Raw genomic sequence first — 17,877 nt, 5'->3', positions numbered from 1 at the left:
GCAGGCGTTGCGTCAGCTATGGCTTTGGCCGCGGCAACGCAGGCTTATGCACAAACCACCCAGGTCACCGCCGATGGCGACATTATCGTGACCGCCACCCGCACCGAAACGCTTTTGTCCAAAACGCCCATCGCCATGACCGCCGTCAGCGGCGATCAACTGGTGCAAAAGGGCATCACCAACACCACGCAGCTGGCTGACTCTGTGCCCAACGTGTCGATCGTGCGCGGCAACGGTCTGCAGATCACCATCCGCGGCGTGACCAGCACCGACGGCACCGAAAAGGGCGACCCTTCGGCCGCCTTCCTTGCCGACGGCATCTATCTGGCCCGTCCTCAGGCGCAGGAAGTCAGCTTCTTTGACGTCGAGCGCGTCGAAGTGCTGCGCGGGCCGCAGGGCACGCTCTATGGCCGCAACACCACGGCGGGCGTGGTCAATGTCATCACCGCCTCGCCCAAGCAGAAGTTCGGCGCCTCGGCCGACGCGTCCTATGAAAGCTTCAACCACGTCAACGGCACGGCCACGCTCAACGTGCCCGTCACCGACACTTTCGCCCTGCGCGCCGCCGTCAACTATGACCGTCGCGACACCTATGTGAACAAGGCTTCGAACGACAAGTTCAACTGGGGCCCCTTCAAGAATGTGTTCGCCGGCCGCCTCTCGGCCCTGTGGCAGGCGACGCCCAATCTCAAGGTGCTGGTCAAGGGCGACTATTCGCTCGACGACGGCTATGGCGTCAATTCGGTGCCGATCACCAACTTCTTTTCCGGCAATGTCGGCAGCCCCTCGGCGGGGGTGATGGCTTCGCCCACCTATAACATCAACGCCTCCTCGGGCGCGCTGCGCACCAGCAACCTTGCCGAACAGTGGCAGGGCAAGAACCATAACAAGGGCGCGGGCGTGATGGGCCAGGTGGACTGGAACGTCTCGGATTCGCTGACCGCGACCTATCTGGGCTCCTATCGCACGATGGACCGCTTCACCCTCGGCTCGCTGGCGTCGGCCACCAATCCGGCGGCGGGCAATCGCACCACTTTCGTCGGCCACTACTGGCAGACCAGCCACGAAGCACGTCTGGCCTTCAAGAAAGGCCCGGTCTTCCTGCAGGCGGGCGGCTATTACTTCAAGGAACAGTCGGGCATCGCCTTCTTCATCCTCGACTTCTTTGGCCCCAACAGCCAGTTCGGCTTCCCACAGGATCCGACCAAGGCCGTGACCAAGGGCGCCTTTGCGCAGGGTTCGTATAATTTCACCGACAACCTGAAGCTGACTGCGGGCGTTCGCTATTCCAGCGACGACAAGAGCCGCGTGGGCGCCACCGTCAATGACAACCTGCTGACCGGCGTGCGCACCACGTTCCAGACCAACAACGCAAGCCGCAATTTCAGCAAGACCACCTGGCGCGTGGGTGTGGACTATGACCTGCCCGGCATCGGCCTGCTCTATGCCAACGTGGCCACCGGCTACAAGGCGGGCGGTTTCAACGACGGTTGCGAAATCGGCACCGGCACGGGCTGCGCCCTGCCTGCCTCGGCGCTGTATTATCAGCCCGAAACGCTGACCGCCTATGAAGCCGGTTTCAAGGTCCACACGCCCGACAATGTGCTGCGCTTCAACGGCAACTATTTCCACTATGATTACAACGGTCTGCAGGTGTCGTCGGTGCAGAATGTCTGCGGCGGTCCTTGTCAGGTGACGGCCAATGCCGCGACCGCCAAGGTCGACGGCGTGGAACTCGAAGCCGTGGTGCGCCCGGCCAAGAACCACACGATCGACGCGATGGTGACCTTCCTCGATGCGCGCTATGGCACCTACACGCCGCCAATCAACGGGGCGAACACCAATTTCGCGGGCCTGCAGCTCAACCGCAGCCCCAAGTCGGTGGTCGCGCTGGGTTATACCTATAACCAGCCGCTTTCGAATGGCGGCGAAGTGGTGCTCAACGCCCGGACCCGTGTTTCGGCCAGCTATGCGCTGACCGATGTGGGTAATGGCGCCTTCTTCCGTCAGCCGGGCTACAGCAAGACTGACATCACGGTGACCTACAATTCGCCCGACAAGAAGTATTACGTTGGGGCCTTTGCCAAAAACCTTGAAAACCGCATCGTGCTGACCGGGGCCACCGGCCAGACCGCTTCGTCCTCCTTTGCCGGCACGGCGGTGTTTGAGGATCCGCGCACTTTTGGTGTTCGTGCGGGGGTGAAATTCTAATATAAATCTAATACTTATCTGTTGCTGAACAGCCGCAAGCCACTTAATCCGGCTTGCGGCTGTTCTTGAGAAAAAATTCAATTACCGATCCACAGGAGTGGCAGGAGAAGACCATGAAAATCCAGTTTCAATGTCTCGCAGGCGTGGCCATCATCGCGATGGGATCGGCCATGGCCCATGCTGCTGCTCCCACGGCCGCCGATGTGGCGGCGGCCGATGCGCGCGCGGGGGTCACGGTCAAGGCGATGAAGGCCGAGGAAAAGACCATCCTGACCCATGGCATCATGCCGCTGCCGCTGATGCCCAACGCGCCCAAGCCGCCCGCCGAGGCGATTCCGGGTGCGGGCTATATCGCGGGCGTACCGCGTCTGGGCGTTCCGGCGCTCAAGGAAACCGATGCCTCGCTGGGCGTGGCCTATGTGGGCGGGATCCGCAAGGATGGCTCGACCGCGCTGCCATCGGGTCTGGCGCAGGCGGCCTCGTGGAACCCGGCGCTGCTGGAACAGGGCGGGGCGATGATCGGGTCCGAGGCGCGCGCCAAGGGCTTCAACGTGCTGCTGGCGGGCGGCGTCAATCTGACCCGCGATCCGCGCAACGGGCGCACGTTTGAATATCTTTCCGAAGATCCGCTGCTTTCGGGCATGCTGGTGGGCGCCGCGATCCGGGGCATCCAGTCGAACGGCATCATTTCGACCATCAAGCATTTCGCGCTGAACGGTCAGGAAACCGGCCGCAAATTTGTCGATATCCAGATCACCGATGCCAATGCGCGCGAGAGCGATCTGCTGGCTTTCAAGATCGGCATCGAACAGGGCCAGCCCCTGTCGGTGATGTGCGCCTATAACCGCGTCAACGGCGCGAACGCCTGCGACAATGACTATCTGCTCAACACGGTGCTGAAGATGGACTGGCGCTGGAAGGGCTTTGTCATGTCCGACTGGGGCGCGGTGCCGACGCTGGACACCGCGATCCACGGGCTGGATCAGCAGTCGGGCGCCGAACTCGACCCCAAGGTGTTTTTCACCGACGATCTGGCCGCCAAGGCCAAGGCCGATCCGAAATGGGCCGCGCGTCTCGATGACATGAACCGCCGCGTGCTGACCGCGATCTATGCCACCAACCTGGATAAGAATGACGCCAAGCCCGGCGTGAAGATCGACTTTGCCAAGAATGGCGAAGTGGCGCTCGAAGCCGCCAAGCAGGGCATCGTGCTGCTGAAAAACAACGGCAACCTGCTGCCGCTGGCCAAGACGGCCAAGCGTATTGCGGTGATCGGCGGTTATGCCGCTTCGGGCGTGCTGTCGGGCGGCGGATCGAGCCAGACTGACCCTGAAGGCGGCCCCAAGGCGTCGATCCCGCTGGGCGGCGATGGTCCGTGGGCAACCTTCTTCAGCCAGCATTATCATGGCGTTGCCCCCTTTGCCGCGATCAAGGCGCAGGCCAAGGACGCCAATGTCACCTATCGTGACGGCACGATCATCGCCGATGCGGTGGATCAGGCCAAGAAGGCCGATGTCGCCATCATCTTTGCCACCAAATGGTCGACCGAAGGGCAGGACCATGCCGATTTCAGCCTGCCCAATGGTCAGGACGCGCTGATCGCGGCGGTGGTTGCGGCCAATCCGCGCACGATCGTCGTGCTGGAAACCGGCAATCCGGTGGCCATGCCCTGGCTGGACAAGGTGCCCGCCGTGGTCGAGGCTTGGTATGGCGGCAGCCGCGGCGGCGATGCGATCGCCAGCGTCCTGTTTGGCGACACCAACCCCTCGGGCCGCCTGCCGATCACCTTCCCGGCCAGCGCTTCGCAATTGCCGCGTCCGGTGGTCGATGGCTATTGGGATATGGAAACCGACTTCATGGGCAATCCGCCCACGCCCGACACCAAACTGCTGGCCAATTACAATATCGAAGGCTCTGACGTGGGCTATCGCTGGTTCGCGCGCAAGGGCGAAAAACCGCTGTTCCCCTTCGGTTATGGCCTGAGCTACACCAGCTTTGCCGCCGATGGGCTGAGCGTGAAGGGCCTGACCGCCAGCTTTACGGTCAAGAACACCGGTGCGCGCGAAGGCGCCTATGTCGCCCAGCTTTACCTGACGCAGCGCGGCGACGAGGCCAAGCAGCGTCTGGCCGGTTTCGCCCGCGTCGAACTGAAGGCAGGTGAGGCCAAGCCCGTCACGCTGACCATCGACCCGCGCATTCTGGCCGACTGGACGGCCAAGGGTTGGAGCATCAAGGGCGGCCAGTACAGCTTTGCCCTTGGTCAGGACGCCGAGCATCTGGGCACGCCGGTCGCCACCAAAGTTGCCGCCAAGACGTGGAAGGATTGATCCCATGCGCAAATTTGTTTTGCTGGCCGCTGCGCTGATGGCTTCTGCCTCGGCCCATGCCGAAAACGTGACCGTGACAGGCGGCGCGGTGTCGGGCGTGGAGGCGCAGGGCGTCACCGCCTTCAAGGGCATCCCCTATGCCGCCGCGCCCACCGGGGCCAACCGCTGGCGCGCGCCCCAGCCTGTCGTGGCATGGCAGGGCGTGCGCGACGGCAGCGCTTTTGGCCATGACTGCGCCCAGGCGCCGTTCCCGCCCGACGCCGCACCCATCACCACCACGCCCGCCGAGGACTGCCTCTACCTCAACGTGTGGAAACCCGCCTCGGCCAAGGCCGGGGACAAGTTGCCGGTGATGGTGTGGATCCATGGCGGCGGCTTTGTGAATGGCGGTTCGTCGCCGGGCGTCTATTCGGGGCAGAATTTCGCGCGCGATGGCGTGGTTTTCGTCAGCCTCAATTATCGCCTTGGCCGCTTTGGCTTCTTTGCCCATCCGGCTCTGGCCGCCGAGGGGCTGGGGGGCAATTTCGGCTTCCTGGACCAGATCGCGGCTCTGAAATGGGTGCAGGCCAATGTCGCCAAATTCGGCGGAGACGCTTCGCGCGTCACGGTGTTTGGCGAAAGCGCGGGCGGGATGAGCATGCATATGCTGCTCCAATCCCCGCTGGCGCGCGGGCTGTTCAGCCAGATCGTGATCGAGAGCGGGGGCGGGCGCAACGGCACCTTGCCCCAGCCGACGATGGCCAAGGCCGCGCTGGTGGGTTCCGAATTCGCCCCCGGCCTGACCGCCGCGCAATTGCGCGCTCTGCCCGAGGCGCAGGTGACGGGCAATCTGTCGATGTCGAGCATGGGCCAGAAGGGCTATTCCGGCCCGATGGTCGATGGGCGCACAATCCTTGGCGCGCCTGATGATGCGATTGCGGCGGGTCTGACCGCCGATGTGCCGGTGATCGTGGGCGCCAATTCGGCCGATGGCTTTGCCTTTGGCACGGATAAGGACAAGGTCTTTGCCCAGTTCGGGGCGGACGCCGATGCCGCGCGCAAGGTCTATGATCCTGATGGCACCAAGCCTGCGGGCCATATCGCCATGGGCATCAGCGCGGACAAGATGTTCATCGAACCCTCGCGCCATGTTGCCCGGTTGATGGCGGCGCGGGGCCAGAAGGTCTGGCTCTATCGCTTTGGCTATGCCGTGCCCAAAATGGCGCAGGCCATTGGCGGCGCGGCCCATGCCAGCGAGCTGCCCTATGTGTTCGACACAGTCCCCGCGCGCAAGGGCGATGCGCCCTTGGCCGAGGAACAGCCGGTGGCCAGTCTGACGCATCGCTATTGGGTGAATTTCGCCAAGACCGGCAAGCCCGATGCCGCAGGCGTTCCGGCTTGGCCGCAGGCAACCGCCACCACGACCACCGTGCAATGGATCGACGGGAAAGGCGCAAGCCACACCGAAGATCCCTATACCGCGCGGCTGGATTTCACCGCCAGCAAGATCGGCGGGTAAGATCAAGGGGCGCCGGGTCAGACCGGCGCCCCTTTTCACATCAACGGAAACCGTTCTTTTTCAGGAAATCCGCGCTGCCCTTGATGGCAACCATCAGATCGTCGGCGCGGTCCTGTTCGACAAAGAAGTGCTCGACGCCGGTGGCCTCGGCGGTCTTGATGATGCCCTTCATGTCCAGATTGCCATCGCCCAGATAGGTCAGATATTTGAACAATTCGATCCACTGGGTCGAATCGCCGCCGTCATGGTCGAAGCGGTGGATGCCCTTCATGTCCTTCAGATGGACCATCTTGTATCGGCCCTTGTATCGGGTCAGATATTCCTTGGGATCGCCGCCCCCGGCAAAGTTCCAATAGACGTCGAGTTCGAGGAACACCGTCTTGGGATCGGTGGCATCCAGCATGGTGCGCAGCGGGATCTTGCCATCGATCGGCATCAGGCCATAGCCATGGTTGTGATAGCCAAAGCGCACGCCGTGGCGCGCGGCATCGGCGCCGATTTTGTTGAAGACATCGGCGGCGCGTTTGTAATCGTCAAATGTCTTGCGCATGTCGGCGGGCAGCGAAGGCAGCGTCACATAGGTCGAGCCCAGCGCATGGGCCGCTTCGGCCAGTCTGCCCATGCCATCGCGCAGGGTGAAAATATCGGTGTGGAGCGAGGGAACCTTCAGCCCGTGGCGCTGCATGATGGTTTTGACCTGCGCAGCGGTATGGCCAAAGAAACCGCTGCCCGAAAAGCCGAGGCTGGGGGTGACGGCGGCCCAGCTAGCCTTGCCGCGATCGTCGCTGAAATCATAGGGACCGTACATTTCCAGTTCGCGGTAACCAAGCCCGGCCAGCATCGCGATGGTCTTTTCAAAATCCTGCGAGAGCATCTTGGCCACGGTCCAGAGCTGGATGCCGAAGGCGCGGCCCTTGGGCGCGGCCAAGGCGGGCGAAGCGGCGCTGAGCGTAGCCAAAGCGCCCGCACTTGCGAGGAAATTGCGTCTGTCCATGATTTCAGGTCCTCTGCTTGGTATCGTTTTCAAGTTCGCGCAAAGTCTCCCAAGGCCCCCTTTCGGTCAAGGCCGCATTCGTATCTTGAGCGGGATTTTATGCGCCCTCCCGCCCGTCCCCTCGGCCCCGGTGCGCGGCCAGACAGGCCGTGATGCTGGCCACCAGCAGGCCAAAGGTGCCCACTTCAGCCATGGTCGGCCAGCGCGCTTCCCACAGGAAGCCATAGAGCAGCGCAAAGAGCGTTTCGAACAGGATCATCTGGCCGACAAGGGTGAGGGGCAGCAGGCGGCTCATGCGGTTCCACAGCGCATTGCCCGCGATCGAGGCCAGCAGCGCCACCCCGCCCGACACGATCAGGAACCGGGTCCAATCCGCGCCATCGTGATGCGCCACGCCCATCATCAACGCCAGTGGCACAAGGCAAAGCGCCTGCGCCCCCGTCATCACCCCGATCAGCAGGTTCCAGTCCTGCGCGCCGATCGTGTGCAGCCGCACCAGCCAGCGCGCATTGCCCACCGCATAGGCGGTCCATGAAATCAGCGCTCCGGTGGCGCAGGCCATGCCGATCAACTGATTGAACGAATGGCTGGCCATGGCCTGGCCAACCGCCTGCCACCCGATGCACAGACCTCCGCCCGCGCAGAGCAGCAGCGAGGGCATCAGCCGGATCAGCGGCACCGCATCATGATCGCGGCTGCCGATGATCGTCACGGCCACGGGCAGAAAGCCGATGATGAGCGAGGTCATCGCGATCCCGCCCATTTGGACGGCGGCGGACAGCAGGAAATAATAGACTGTATTGCCCGCCAGCGAGAGCCAGACCAGCGCGATCAGCCCCGATCCGCCGATATGATCCACAAGGCGGCGCAGGCGGGGCGCGACCGCAATCAGCGCGATCAGCCCATAGGCGATATAGCGCCCGATGGTGAGCTCAAGCGGGCGAAACATCCCCGCCAGTTCCGGCGCCAGAAACACCAGCCCCCACAGCGCCCCCGCGCCGATGCCGCAGCCGATGCCCAGCAGCGACACGCCGCGGCGCGAGGGAAGGGTGCGGACCATCTGCATAGGACTTGTTCTCGCCAAAAGGGATGGTGCGGGTTATATCATCGCCGCGCCGGTTTGTTGGCGCAAATTTGGGCCATAAAATGCAACAAAAAATCACGCTGAGGCTCGCCGATGGCTAAATCACCCCGTCTGCTCGATGCTTTCGATCTGGCCATCCTGCGCATTGTTCAGCAGGACAGCAAACGCCCCCAGCGCGAGATTGCCGAGGCGGTGAACCTGTCGGCGGCGGCCGTGCAAAGGCGGATTGCCGCGATGGAGGAGGCGGGCGTGATCGCCGCCAATGTGGCGCTGATCGCGCCCGATGCGGTGGCGCTGCCGATTACGGCGATTGTCGAGGTGCAATTGCGCGATGAACGCGCGGCCACGGTGGACGCGGCCAAAGCGTTGTTTTGCGCGGCGCCCGAGGTGCAGCAATGCTACTATGTCACCGGCGGCATCAGCTTTGTGCTGGTCATCATCAGCCCGGATATGCGCGCCTATGACACGCTGACGCGGCGGCTGTTTTCGGAAAGCGACCTGTTTGAAAGGTTTCGCACGCTGGTGGCGCTGGACCGGGTCAAGACCGGGATGAGCCTGCCGATCTGACACCGCACCGGGGTTTGCCCCCGATGCGGCGCCTTGATTACCGCGCGTCCTGAAGGATCAGTTCGGCCGCCCGCGCGGCCACGGCCATGGCCGGACCATTGGTGTTGCCCGAAACCGGCGAGGGCATGATCGAGCAATCGACCACGCGCAGCCCGTCCACCCCATGCACCCGGCAGCGCGCATCGGTGACCGAAGTGGCGCGGTCGGTGCCCATGCCGCAGGTGCCCATGCCATGCAGGCCCGGTTCGGCCATGGCGCGCACGGCGTCGATCAATTCGGCCTCGCTCTGGATATGGCTGCCCGGCACGCGCTCGTCGCCCACATAGGCCGAGAGCGCCTCGGCCCCGGCAAAGCGGCGCAGCAAGTGGAACAGTTCGATGGCCTTTTCCTGATCGAAGGGATCGGACCAGATCGCCGGATCGACCAGCGGTGAAACGCGGAAATCGGGCGAAGTCACCGTGATATGCCCCCGGCTGCGCGGGCGCAGATGATAGGCCGAGAAGGTGATGCCGGGGCGATTGCTGATCGGGCTGCCGGGCTTTTCGGTCATTTCCTGCACCGTACGCATGGCAAAGGCGGCGGCGGCGAGCTGGAAATCGGGCCATTCGGGCGCGGTGCCCTTCGACGGCACCAGCACCGTGATCGGCAGGCCCACGCGCGCCAGCGGGCCGCTGCGCGTCAGGAAATAGCGCAAGGCGTTGGCATAGAGGCGCGGCGCGACATATTCGCGGTTGGTGCCGGGATTGTTGTGCAGGTCATAGGAGATGCCCATCTTCTGATGGTCGAACAGGTTGCGCCCCACCATCGCCAGATCGGCCTGCACCGCAACGCCCAGACGCTGAAGCTCCGCCCCCGGACCCACGCCCGAGAGTTGCAGCATCTGGGGCGAGCCATAGACGCCCGCCGACAGGATCACCTCGCCGCGAGCATGGATGGTGACTTCGGCGCCATCGCGCTCGACAATCACGCCCTTCGCGCGGCCATTTTCGATGGTGATGCGCTTGACCGGATTGTTGGTCAGCACCGTCAGATTGGAACGGCTGCGGATGGGCGCGACGAACGCCTCATAGCTGGAGGCGCGTTGTCCGGTGCGGCTGACGGTATATTGGGTGCGGCCCGCCGCCGGGGCGCCCGGCGCGGTGATGTCATCGCTCCATGGCGCGCCGATCGAGGCGGCGGCCTGGGCGATGGCGTCGAACACGGGCGATTTGTAGGTCGACGGGGTGATCTGCAATTCGCCGTCGCGGCCGCGCCCTGCATGAGCGCCGGGCGCGCGATAGGACTCGATGCTCTTGATGCAGCGCGCCATTTCGTCCCAGCCCCAGCCGGTCAGCCCGCGCGCGGCCCAGTCATTGTAATCCCCCGGCTGACCGGGCAGATACCATGTGCCGTTGATAGCCGAAGAGCCGCCAAGGCCACGGCCATAGGCCTGCATTTCCTTGCGGCGGCCGGGCTGCTGAACCACGGGATAGGAGCGGAAATAATCCGGCTTGCCCATGATTTTGACAAAGCCGCCCGCCATTTTGATGAAGGGATGCTGGTTGTCGCCGCCCTCTTCGATCAGCAGAACCTGATGGCGCGGATCGGCGCTGAGGCGGTTGGCCAGCACGCAGCCTGCCGAGCCTGCGCCCACGATGATATAGTCGAAACTGGCCATTTTTCCCCGCCCGAATCCCACAAATGATAATAGAACCTCTATTCGCTTTCTTTCAGCACGACCCTTGACCCCCTGTCAAGCATCAATTAGAAGTGTAATTCCAATTATTCAAATCCGCCCCTCATCAGGGCCGTTGAAATCCAGCGATAAAGGGAGAGTGCGCTATGCTGCCTGTTGAACGAATCATCGGCGAGGAGGGCCTGTCGGCCACTCCGCGCGGGGCAAGACTGGCGATGCGCCTGCCCTGGTATCGCTCCTTGCCGTTCTCGACGGTCGAAGTGGCAGGCGTGACGCTGGATGGCGCCCCGGTCGATCTGGCCGATGCCGTTGTCGAATTCGACGACATCAGCTTTCCGCTGGCCGAGATGGGCGAGCAGACCAATGCGTTCTGGTTTGTGCGCGACAGCGCGTTTCTGGTCCTGCCGGGTGTCAATCTGGCGGCCGACAGCGAGCATGACGTCTCGCTGCTGCTGCATGTGAACCCGCCCTATATTCCGGGCATGAAGCGCGTGAACCCGCAAACCGCCACGCTGCGCGTCAACTGATCCGACAGGAGTTGCCACAATGACTGCCGCCAATGGCCCGCAGATGGGCGTTACCCTCTATTCCTTCACCAACGAATGGCTGACCCGCCAGTTCGAACTGGACACGCTGCTGCGCGAGGTGGCCAAGCGCGATCTGGGGCCGAACATCGAGATCATCGGTTTTCAGAGCTTCAAGGAATTTCCCGATGTTTCGGACGATTTCGCCGCCTATTTCAAGGATCTGATCGCGGAAACCGGCCTGAACCCGGTGTCCTGCGCGATCAATTCGGACCGCTTCATGAAACCGGGCCAGCAGCCCATCGACGATGCGGATCTGGTCGAATATCACAAGCGCCAATTGCGCAGTGCCAAGAAACTGGGCTTCAAGCTGGCGCGCGGACAATTCGCGCTCCCTGCGCATCTGCTGCCCGAACTGGCGCCTTTCTGCGAGGATATCGACATGCAGATGGGGGTTGAGGTCCATGCCCCGATGTGGGCGCGCCACCCGGCGGTGCTCGAATATCGCGAGATGTATGAAAAGCTCAATTCGCCCGCCTTGGGCTGGATTCCCGATTTCGGCGGCACGGCCCGCGCCATTCCGCCCAGCCTGCTGGACGCCGCGCGCGCCATCGGCACGCCCGAGGCGCTGATCGATATCACCAAGGAAATCTGGGCCGAAGATGGCCCTTCCTATGTGAAGGCGGGCAAGCTGCGCGAGATCGCCGCAGCCAAGGGCTACGAGCAGGCGCATCTTCAGGCCTGCACGCTCTCCTTCTTCATCCTGTCGAACAATGATCCCAAGAGCTGGGCCGAGATGGTGGACCGCACGATCCATATCCACGGCAAGTTTTACGGCGTGAGCGACGAGGGCGTCGAAGAAGCAATTCCCTATGAGGAGATCCTGCCGCTGTTTCGCGATGGCGGTTTCACCGGCACGATCGTTTCGGAATGGGAAGGCCACGCCTATTGCACCACCGATGCCTTTGAGCAGGTGCGCCGCCATCAGGCGATGTGCCGCCGCATTCTGGCCGAGGCGCCGGTTGCGGCCTGAGACCGGGTTCGCCGGACAATCGAAGGGGCGGCGGGGGCATCACCCGCCGCCCTTTTTCGTGTCAGGCCGAACGCAGATAGGCGGTGCACATGCGCGCCAGCTCGCCCTTCAGACTGTCCCAGTCCTGCGTCGGGCTTGATTCACTGGTCGAACCCAGGCTGAGCCGCCGGGCCAGCGTGGCAAAGATGATCTGATAGGCCGAATGGGCGCGCAATTCGGGGTCATCTCCGCCGATTTCCGCGCGATATTCCAGAAAGGCCCGCATCGAGGCGGCCACAGCATCATCGGCGGCCTGTTTGCCAAGGCCGGAAATCTGGACATCCTGCTGCGCGCGCAACATGGCCAGGCGCAGCAGCGGCGCATGAAGACGCAGCACCTCTGCATAATCGGCGATGTAGTTTTCGACAAATTCGCCGATGTTCCGGCAATGGCGCAACAGCCGTTCGAGCATGGCGTCCTCGGCATCGCGCAGGTCCTGCATCGCCTGGACCAGCACCGCGCGCACCAGCGCATCCTTGCCCTCGAAACGCAGATAGATCGAGCCGATGGAAACCTGCCCCCGGCTGCTCACTTCCTGAAGCGTGAAGTCCTCATTGCCGCGCTCCAGCATCAATTCGCGCGCGGTGGCCTGCATCCGCTCCAGCGAGGCCTTGCTGCGGCCCTGCAAAGGCGCGCGGCTGAGGGGCAGGGGAGGGGCGGGGGTTTCTTCGGACATCAAGGGCAACCTGCGTGGGACCGGCGGAAACCATGGCCCATAACCCCAATCGCCCTAGGCGCCAAACGGCTTTTGAAGCGCCGGTTTGCCGATCTGCATCGCCAGCAGGCCGCAGATGACAGCGCCGGCCAAGGCCGCCCCGCCTCCGGCCAGAAAGGCCATCTGCATCGAGCCCAGAGCCTGCGCTGCAAAGCCGACGATGATGGGCGAAATGGCCTGCCCCAGAAAGAAGGCGCTGGTCCAGATGCCCATGCCGCGCCCACGGTGAGCAAACGAGAATTTGGACTGCGCCCATGCGATCAGCGCCGGAACCGCCATCCCCGCGCCCATCTGCTGAACGATCAGCGCGGCCTGCATCGAGAGCACATTGTGCGCCATGCCGATCCCGGCCAGTCCCAGCCCCAGCATCGCCAGAAAGCCGCCAATCTGCACCGCATTGCCATAGCGCGACAGGATGCGGAACAGTACCGATCCGGCCAGAATGAAGAAGCTCGGCACGAAGGTGGCCTTGCTGATCGCCATCGGGTCGCTCAGGCCCACCTCGTGCCAGGCGATGCTGCCATTTACGATGAACACGTAATAGAGCACCGAGGCAAACAGCGTCAGCGCCCCCACGGCCAGCGCCGCGCCCATCGGGAAGGCTTCGGCAGGCTGGCTGGCGACGGGATTTTCCGGCTTGGGCACTTTGGGTTCAAAGAGGAAGAAATACATCGAGACGAAGATGGGAAAGGCGACCAGATAGACGAGGAAGCCCCCGTTCCACCGCACCGCCGCCACGGCTGCCACCAGAATGAACACCAGAGGCTGAAAGAACGGCCCGACCAGACCTTGCAGCATCAGCCAGTTGCGCCGCCCGTCATCATCCCAATAATCGGCGATCAGCGTGTTGACGATGGTCAGGATGCCTGCCTCGCACACGCCTAGCAGGATGCGTGAGGCGATGATGGCGTCCAGATTTTCCATCAGGAAAGGTGCCGCGCCCACCACGCCATAGGCCAGCGTGCAGGCCAGCAGCAGCGGCCGCCGCCCATAGCGATCCGCCAGCGCCCCGGCAAAGGGCGCCAGCAGCGCGATGGCATAGCCCGGCGCCGTCACCATCGCGGGCACCCGGATCGCCGCATCGGGCAGATCCTTGAAATGGGCGATGATGGCCGCCACCACCGGAAACATCGCGATAATGGCAAAGACCGGCAGAAAGCCCGCCACGATCATCGTGAAACCCTGCGGCTTCAGGGTCAGGCCGCGATAGAATTGGCGCAAATAGAGCATCAGGCTTGCCTCATCCGGTCTTTGAAAGAAAAAGGCGGCGGTGATCGCCTCACCGCCGCCCCATGGCTCATGCGGCCATCGCGAGTTGCTTGGTGTCCTTTGTGGTGGGCACAAAGGGCAGATAGGAGACGCGCATCCGCACGGCGAAAGTGATGGCATGGTTGCCCGCAGGCAATCCGCCGTTCAGCGCGATGATCCGCGCCTTTTCGCCGAAATTCCAGCGGTTGTCATAGACCGTTTCCATTTTGTCGAGCGTATAGGTCCGGCCGCGCACGCAGAAACGGATCGCCTCACGCGGGATGGCCTCGCCATCGACCGAGACGATGATGTCCTCGATCATGGAAAGGCCAAGGCCGCGATAATAGGGCAGGCGGCCAAGGAAGGAAAAGCCGCCATCTTCGCGCTGAAGGCTGCCTTCGACGATCATTTTGTTGTCCATCATGGGCTTGGGTTCCTTTCAGGCCGCGACAGTGGTGTTGAGGGAAGGCTCGACGCTCTCGCCCAGCAGGCGGGCCAGCATCACCTGCTGGCGGCGGACCTGTTCGACCGAATCCGGCTCCTGCGCATCCTCGATCCAGCGGTTGCCCTCATATTCAGAGCAGATATAGCCCTGATAATTGCCCTGTTTCAGCACACGCACGATCTCGTCATAGGGGATCGAGGGTTCGACATAATCCTCGTCCATCTGATAGAACTTGCCGTGGATATTGTGGATGCGCGGCATGTAATCGAGCATCCGTTTCGGCTCAAACGCGGCATTGTGGCGCAGCGTTTCGGCCATGGCGATGGCAGGGCCGGTACCGCCCATCTGCGCAACGTTCAGGATCACATATTCGGACAGCACGCGGTCCTCATAGGCTTTCTCGATATAGTCCGCGATCGCCTTGGGCACGCCGATCCGCATGAACTTCTCCTTCCACACGGGCGGAAACTTGAAGAGGAACATGCCCATGTCGGGCAGGAAGCCCAGCGCGTCCGAGCCCGATTTTTCAAAGGCTTCGGCGTGGCGGATGATCCAGGGATGGTCGAAATGCAGCGGTGCATGGACCTCGATCAGGATCTTGATGCCCTTTTCCTGCGCATAATCCGCAGCGGCCACCAGCACCGCCGGATCAATCGACACCAGCGCGCGGATGAATTTCATGCCCAGACGCGCGCCAAAGTCGATGTCGTTCTTCACGCTGGCGACCTGCTCGTCAAAGGGCATTTCGCGGCCCTTGTAACGCTTGTAATCCAGCATGAAATCATGGCTGACCGGGGTGCAGTCATATTTGGCGATCAGCCGGTGCCAATTGTCGACATCCTCCTGCGCCACGCCGCATTCGGGCCAGCCCCAGAAGGTCTGCTCGCCGATGATCTCGATGCCCTTTGCGCCCAGCGCCGCGCTGGTGCGGATACAGTCCTCAAGGCTCATTTTGCCCTGAAAGGTCTCGTTCTGATAGGAATAGAGGCTGACGCCCCTTAGAATTGCGCTGCTCACAGCAACCTCCGTCTGTTCCATCGTTTCGTTGGAGCGGGTAGGCTGAAGCGATGCGATCATGGCCGGCGGGCGGTCATGACGGCATTCTCTCTCCCCTGGGGCTTTTGCGCCCTATTTAGAATCATTATTCCTATATTCGCCGGGGGCCGTCAAGCCCATTATCGATGCGCCCGCCAGCGCCATCCCGAGATGGCGTTTCATGCTTCCTTCTCCCTTGCGCCCATCGGCCAGAACAGCGTGACGATGGTTTGCAGGCCCAGCAGCGCCACCGCTCCGCCGTAATAGGCATAGCGGATCGCAGCCTGCGCCTCGGCGCTGACCGCGCCGGGCTGGTAATGCACATGGCCCAGCAAATAGGCGAAGGCCGCCGTGCCGATCGCCATGCCCACCTTGGTCGACAGGCTGATGCCTGAGGCCAGCAGCCCTTCGCGCCGGACCCCGAAATGCGCCTGATGATAGTCCACCGTTTCGGCAATCATCGTGAAGGCCGCCGTGATCGTGATCGAGGTGGCAAGGCAGGCGAGCATATAGAGCGCCAGAAAAGCCCCCACATGCGCCTCGGCCAGAGGCAGCAGGGCAAACAGCACCATCGCGGCGGCCAATACGGCCGCGCTGCCCGCCCGCAGGCCCGTGCGCGCCAGAATGGGCGGCGCGACAAAGGAGGAAAGCAGCAGCATCCCCGACACGGCGGGCAGCATCACCGAAATCATCCATGGGCGGTGCAGCACATCGATGGCAAAATAGGCCGTGGCCGACATCATCATGCCAAAGCGCACGAAATAGAGCAGGCAAAAGCCGAAACAGACCAGCCACGCCCGGTTGCGCAGCATCTGGCCAATCGCGGGCAGGATGGCGAAGGAGGGGCTGGCGTGATCCTCATGCCGTTCGCGGCAATTGCGGAACAGGGCGATGGTGGCGACAAGCCCGATCCCGGCAAACAGCATCGCCACCGCCTGAAACCCGCGCGCCTCGTCGCCCCCGCCGAAAATCCCGACCAGCGGCATGGTCGCCGCCGTGCCCAGCACCACCGAGATCGAGGTCCCCACCGAACGCATCCCGCTCAGCTTGAGCCTTTGGGCGGTGTCGCGCGTCATCATCGGCATCAGCGCGGTATAGGGGATCGCCTGTAGCGACATCAGGATGCCCAGCGCCTTGAAGGTGACGAAGGCATAGATGACCTGCGCGTTTTGCGAGCCGGAGGGCACATGAAACAGCAGCACCGCGACAATCGCATAGGGCAGGGCGGCAAACAGGAACCAGGGCCGCGTGCGCCCCCACCGGCTGCGCGTCCTGTCCACGCCCAGCCCGACGGCCATGTCGATCACCGCATCCAGCATCCGCGCGATCAGAAACACCGTGCCCACCGATGTGGCGGGCAGGTGGACGACATTGGTGTAATAATAGAGCAGAAACCCGCTCGCCATATTATAGACGAGGCTGGTTCCCATATCGCCCATGCCGTAGCTGATCCGCTCGGTCATGGTTGGTTGGTCTGTGATATTGGCCACCGGCACCTCTCCCCTGGTTTCGGTGATGGGGGATCAGACCCCCAGAGCTTCCCGGCTTTTTGCCAGTGAAGCCTCGATGGGCATTGTCGGCCGGTATTCCAGCCCGATATCGCCCTGATAGCCCAGCCGTTTGAGCGTCGCGATCACTTCGGTCCAGTCGATCGTGCCGGTGCCCGGCTCGTTGCGGCCCGGATAATCGGCCACCTGCACATGATGGACCAGATGCATCCGCCCCTTCAGCACTTCTGCCATATCCTCGCCCATCACGCGCGAATGATAGACGTCATAGAGCAGGCGCAGGTTGGGGCTGCCGACCGCCTCGATCAGATCAAGGCCGAGCGTGGTGCTGACCAGATACATGCCGGGGTGGTCGATCCGGTCATTGAGCGGTTCGAGCAGCAGGATGACGCCCGCATCTTGCGCCATGGCGGCGATGGTTTTGAGCGCCGTGACGGCCTGTTCGAAATGCTCCTGCGCGCTGACGCCTTCGCGGATGAAGCCCGAGGCGACAATCATCGGGGGCGAGCCGATGACTTTGCAGCCCTCGATGCTTTCGCGCACGGCGGCGAAGAGTTCCTCATGCTGGGCCGGATCGACGATACTGCGGCGCGGATCGACGCAGATGCCGGTCAGGCTCACGCCGGTTTCGGCCAGTGCCGCGCCGATCTCGGCCATCGGCTTGTCGCGCCAGAGATGGAATTCGGCTCTGGCGAATCCGGCCTTGGCGGCGGCGCGAAGGCGGTCGGCCAGATCCCCGGAATCGGAAAAATGCCATTCGATACATGGGGATAGGTTCATGGTTCTCTCCACTGTACGGGGCCGCTTGAATGCGGTTTATAATTAGAATGATGATTATTGTTATAGAGGTTGCGCTACCATTGCAACCGGCTTTGACGTCCGGCCCTGGCCATTCACGGCATTTATGAAAATGCATCCAGAGAAATTAGAATTATTATTCTTGACAGCCCGTCGGGATGGATCATAACCATAAT

15 protein-coding genes are annotated in these 17,877 nt (G+C 62.8%); 6 read left to right on the top strand and 9 right to left on the bottom strand.

The window, feature by feature from the left end; genetic code table 11:
- Positions 1-18: 18 nt before the first annotated feature.
- The 3 genes from BGP00_RS03810 to BGP00_RS03800 all read left to right on the top strand — a co-directional run bounded on the left by BGP00_RS03810 (position 19) and on the right by BGP00_RS03800 (position 6,036).
- Positions 19-2,211 carry a TonB-dependent receptor gene (locus BGP00_RS03810; RefSeq protein WP_292922285.1) on the top strand — a complete coding sequence of 731 codons (2,193 nt, stop codon included), beginning with the start codon at positions 19-21 and terminating at the stop codon, positions 2,209-2,211.
- A 113-nt stretch (positions 2,212-2,324) separates the two neighbouring features.
- Positions 2,325-4,538: a glycoside hydrolase family 3 C-terminal domain-containing protein gene (locus tag BGP00_RS03805; RefSeq protein WP_292922287.1), complete on the top strand. Its 2,214-nt coding sequence runs from the start codon at positions 2,325-2,327 to the stop codon at positions 4,536-4,538.
- 4 nt (positions 4,539-4,542) lie between these two features.
- Positions 4,543-6,036 carry a carboxylesterase family protein gene (locus BGP00_RS03800; RefSeq protein WP_292925708.1) on the top strand — a complete coding sequence of 498 codons (1,494 nt, stop codon included), beginning with the start codon at positions 4,543-4,545 and terminating at the stop codon, positions 6,034-6,036.
- Positions 6,037-6,076: 40 nt separating this feature from the next.
- On the opposite strand, the gene BGP00_RS03795 is transcribed toward BGP00_RS03800, so the two are convergent.
- Both BGP00_RS03795 and BGP00_RS03790 read right to left on the bottom strand, forming a co-directional pair.
- Complete coding sequence (locus BGP00_RS03795) at positions 6,077-7,030, bottom strand: sugar phosphate isomerase/epimerase (RefSeq protein ID WP_292922291.1); 954 nt, start codon at positions 7,028-7,030, stop codon at positions 6,077-6,079.
- Positions 7,031-7,127: 97 nt separating this feature from the next.
- Entirely contained in the window at positions 7,128-8,090 is a 963-nt protein-coding gene (locus tag BGP00_RS03790) for a DMT family transporter (protein WP_292922293.1), read from the bottom strand.
- A gap of 117 nt (positions 8,091-8,207) precedes the next feature.
- On the opposite strand from BGP00_RS03790, the gene BGP00_RS03785 reads away from it, so the two are divergent.
- Positions 8,208-8,681, top strand: a complete 474-nt coding sequence (locus BGP00_RS03785; protein WP_292922295.1) for an Lrp/AsnC family transcriptional regulator — start codon at positions 8,208-8,210, stop codon at positions 8,679-8,681.
- A 37-nt stretch (positions 8,682-8,718) separates the two neighbouring features.
- Here the strand turns inward: BGP00_RS03785 and BGP00_RS03780 are convergent, their stop codons facing one another.
- The gene (locus tag BGP00_RS03780; RefSeq protein WP_292922297.1) at positions 8,719-10,338 is read right to left on the bottom strand and encodes a GMC family oxidoreductase N-terminal domain-containing protein; all 1,620 of its coding nucleotides are present in this window, start codon (positions 10,336-10,338) and stop codon (positions 8,719-8,721) included.
- 164 nt (positions 10,339-10,502) lie between these two features.
- On the opposite strand from BGP00_RS03780, the gene BGP00_RS03775 reads away from it, so the two are divergent.
- A complete protein-coding gene (locus tag BGP00_RS03775; protein ID WP_292922299.1) occupies positions 10,503-10,883 on the top strand; it encodes a DUF6379 domain-containing protein in 381 nt (126 codons plus the stop codon).
- Positions 10,884-10,902: 19 nt separating this feature from the next.
- Positions 10,903-11,913, top strand: a complete 1,011-nt coding sequence (locus BGP00_RS03770; protein WP_292922301.1) for a sugar phosphate isomerase/epimerase — start codon at positions 10,903-10,905, stop codon at positions 11,911-11,913.
- Positions 11,914-11,974: 61 nt separating this feature from the next.
- Here BGP00_RS03770 and BGP00_RS03765 read toward each other — a convergent pair whose 3' ends face one another.
- The 6 genes from BGP00_RS03765 to BGP00_RS03740 all read right to left on the bottom strand — a co-directional run bounded on the left by BGP00_RS03765 (position 11,975) and on the right by BGP00_RS03740 (position 17,683).
- Positions 11,975-12,628: a TetR/AcrR family transcriptional regulator gene (locus BGP00_RS03765; RefSeq protein ID WP_292922303.1), complete on the bottom strand. Its 654-nt coding sequence runs from the start codon at positions 12,626-12,628 to the stop codon at positions 11,975-11,977.
- A 54-nt stretch (positions 12,629-12,682) separates the two neighbouring features.
- Positions 12,683-13,897: an MFS transporter gene (locus BGP00_RS03760; RefSeq protein ID WP_292922305.1), complete on the bottom strand. Its 1,215-nt coding sequence runs from the start codon at positions 13,895-13,897 to the stop codon at positions 12,683-12,685.
- A gap of 67 nt (positions 13,898-13,964) precedes the next feature.
- On the bottom strand, positions 13,965-14,339 hold the full coding sequence (locus tag BGP00_RS03755) for a DUF6379 domain-containing protein (RefSeq protein ID WP_168601361.1): 375 nt from the start codon (positions 14,337-14,339) through the stop codon (positions 13,965-13,967).
- 15 nt (positions 14,340-14,354) lie between these two features.
- A complete protein-coding gene (locus BGP00_RS03750; protein WP_168601362.1) occupies positions 14,355-15,377 on the bottom strand; it encodes a TIM barrel protein in 1,023 nt (340 codons plus the stop codon).
- A 197-nt stretch (positions 15,378-15,574) separates the two neighbouring features.
- On the bottom strand, positions 15,575-16,885 hold the full coding sequence (locus BGP00_RS03745) for an MFS transporter (protein WP_292922309.1): 1,311 nt from the start codon (positions 16,883-16,885) through the stop codon (positions 15,575-15,577).
- A gap of 33 nt (positions 16,886-16,918) precedes the next feature.
- A complete protein-coding gene (locus tag BGP00_RS03740) occupies positions 16,919-17,683 on the bottom strand; it encodes a TIM barrel protein (RefSeq protein WP_292922311.1) in 765 nt (254 codons plus the stop codon).
- Positions 17,684-17,877: the final 194 nt, after the last annotated feature.

This window comes from Novosphingobium sp. 63-713 (assembly GCF_001898925.1).
Lineage (GTDB): Bacteria > Pseudomonadota > Alphaproteobacteria > Sphingomonadales > Sphingomonadaceae > Novosphingobium.
This window is presented reverse-complemented; position numbering and strand designations above follow the sequence as displayed.